This window comes from Arthrobacter sp. Hiyo1 (genome assembly GCF_001263615.2).
Taxonomy (GTDB): Bacteria; Actinomycetota; Actinomycetes; order Actinomycetales; family Micrococcaceae; genus Arthrobacter.
Window position 1 is genome coordinate 73,776 of the sequence record NZ_DF952471.1, and the last position, 2,206, is coordinate 75,981.

Consider the following 2,206-nt stretch of genomic DNA (forward strand, 5'->3'; position numbering starts at 1 on the left):
CGGATCCACCAACACCAGCCCGCCCGGGACCGCGGCAAGGGACGCGGCCAGACGCGGACGACGGGCATGACGGGACACTCCGAAATACCCGCGGGAGGCAATGCCCTGCCGGGTGTCGACGCATCCGATCGCTTCCATGGAAACACTCTGCCAGGAGGCTACGACATTTTTAGGCCGGCCCATTTTTAGGCCGGCCCCGGAACCAAGCCACCGATACCTACCGACGTTGGCTCGGCAACGAATCCCAAGGCCCCGACCGGTTCCGTCGTGGAAACCGAACTCAGACCGGCGGTCCCGCGTTCGGCTTGAGGTTCTTCATCACCAACGTCGAGTTGAGGCGCTCGACGGCGGGAAGCGCCGAGAGTTGGTCGTCGTAGAAGCGCTGGTAGGCCGGGAGATCGGCTGCGATCACGCGGAGGAGGTAGTCCGGCGAGCCGAAGAGTCTCTGGGCCTCGACGATGTTCGGAATGGCTGCCACCCGGTCTTCGAACTCCGACATCGTGGTGCGGTCAGCCTGGCGCAGGGTCACAAAGACTATCGCCTCGAATCCGAGGCCAATCGCCCCAGGATCGATGTCTGCCCTGTACCCACGGATGACCCCGGAAGCTTCGAGATCCCGCAGTCTGCGATGGCACGGAGCCACGGTCAATCCCACCTTTGCGGCGAGCGCGGTGGCAGTCATTCGGCCATCCCCTTTGAGGTGGCGCAAAATAGTTCTATCGATTCCATCAATCACGCAAATATCTTACCGAAACCCCGGCAAGCCTGGCTAAAAATAGGAACACTTATGGGCCGATTTTCCATAAAGTTCATGGTGTAACCGCCAGCCAGGAGCCACCATGAATCCCCAGCTTTTCCTCGCCTTCGTCATTGTCGCCGTCACCTTGGCGTGCACCCCGGGCGTCGATTGGGCGTATTCGATTGCCGCTGGCCTTCGGCAGCGCAGTTTCCTCCCCGCTGTGGCCGGCCTGTGCAGCGGCTATGTGTTGCACACGGCCCTCCTGGTGGCCGGACTCGCCGCCGTTTTGACGGGCGTTCCGGGGCTTCTTGGCTGGCTGACGATCGCGGGTGCTGCGTACTTGCTCTGGCTCGGCGTGAGCACCATGCGCTCGTGGCGCGGCGCGAGCTTCAGTGCGGATGACGCCGTCGGGCAGTCCCGAAACCAATTGCGCACCTTCCTGCAAGGCATGGGCACAAGCGGCATCAACCCCAAGGGCCTGCTGTTCTTCCTGGCGCTTGTGCCGCAATTCGTGAGCCCGGAGGCGTCGTTGCCGGTGCCGGTGCAGTCAGGCGTGCTGGGCCTCACGTTCGTCCTATTCGCAGGCATCATTTACACGGTGGTGGCCCTCGGCTCGCGGAAGCTGCTGCAGTCCCGGCCTTCGGCCGCGCGTGTGGTGACCCTTGCGAGCGGCATCATCATGGTGGGCCTCGGGGCTGTCCTGCTCGGCGAGCAGCTACTTCCGATGCTCCGGTGACACGGCCGCTGGGCTATCTCGCTCTGGTGTTCTTGGGCGAGGCAGCCTAAGGTCGGCTTCATGTCCGATGACTTTTCAGCTCTCGTGGAGGCCTTCAAGAAGGTCGGCGTATCGAGGGCGTACGGCCCGCCCCTGCAGATCGCCGGAGAAGAACTGATTCCGGTAGCGCTGGTGTCCTTTGGATTCGGCGGAGGCAGCGATGGGGGCAATGCTGCCGGCGGCGGCGGGGGCGGGTTTGTGCTCCCCGTCGGGGTCTATGGCCGCAACGCAAGCGGACGCGTGACGTTCCAGCCGAACACCATAGTTGTCCTGGCCATGCTGCTCCCACTTGTCGGCGCCGTGGGGGTCTCCATTCGGGGAATCATTCGCACGCGTCGGGCGTAGCCGCCCTGCGTTGGCCCCTGCTTTAGTCGCCCGGCTCGCCGAAGTCCTTGTTCCACATTCGGCGTATCTCGATGTCCTTGCGAATCCCATCGACCGCATCCAGCTCAGCGTCCTCCGTCTTGCCGCGCCGGACCCGCTCAGCGACAAAGGGCCTCGGCTTGGGCGTCCTCCGCCTGACCTCAAGCTTCGAGAGGGCCCGGTCCGTGAGGGCGTCGTTCCGCAAGGCGAGGCTGGTCTTCTTCCTGCGGAGTACCTCCTCAAGCGCGGCCTGCGCCGCCTCCCGCTCCCCCAACATCCTGAGCGACTGTGCCCGAATCAGCAGCAGCGCCGCCGAGAGGTCGTCCGTG

Annotated in this window: 3 protein-coding genes and 1 pseudogene; 2 read left to right on the forward strand and 2 right to left on the reverse strand. The window is 64.3% G+C overall.

Annotated features, from left to right (window positions below; genetic code table 11):
• Window positions 1-280: 280 nt before the first annotated feature.
• Window positions 281-736 (reverse strand): Lrp/AsnC family transcriptional regulator, encoded by a 456-nt coding sequence (locus AHiyo1_RS11930; RefSeq protein ID WP_084784484.1) that lies wholly within the window; start codon window positions 734-736, stop codon window positions 281-283.
• Between the two features lie 103 nt (window positions 737-839).
• Between AHiyo1_RS11930 and AHiyo1_RS11935 the strand changes: the two genes are divergently transcribed.
• Together AHiyo1_RS11935 and AHiyo1_RS11940 are read left to right on the forward strand one after the other, a co-directional pair.
• A complete protein-coding gene (locus AHiyo1_RS11935; RefSeq protein WP_059388707.1) occupies window positions 840-1,475 on the forward strand; it encodes a LysE family translocator in 636 nt (211 codons plus the stop codon).
• Between the two features lie 60 nt (window positions 1,476-1,535).
• Window positions 1,536-1,859, forward strand: coding sequence for a hypothetical protein (locus AHiyo1_RS11940; RefSeq protein ID WP_059388708.1), 324 nt, complete (start codon window positions 1,536-1,538; stop codon window positions 1,857-1,859).
• Between the two features lie 22 nt (window positions 1,860-1,881).
• On the opposite strand, the pseudogene AHiyo1_RS11945 reads toward AHiyo1_RS11940, so the two are convergent.
• Window positions 1,882-2,206 (reverse strand): annotated as a pseudogene (locus tag AHiyo1_RS11945) (hypothetical protein); the annotation flags it as partial.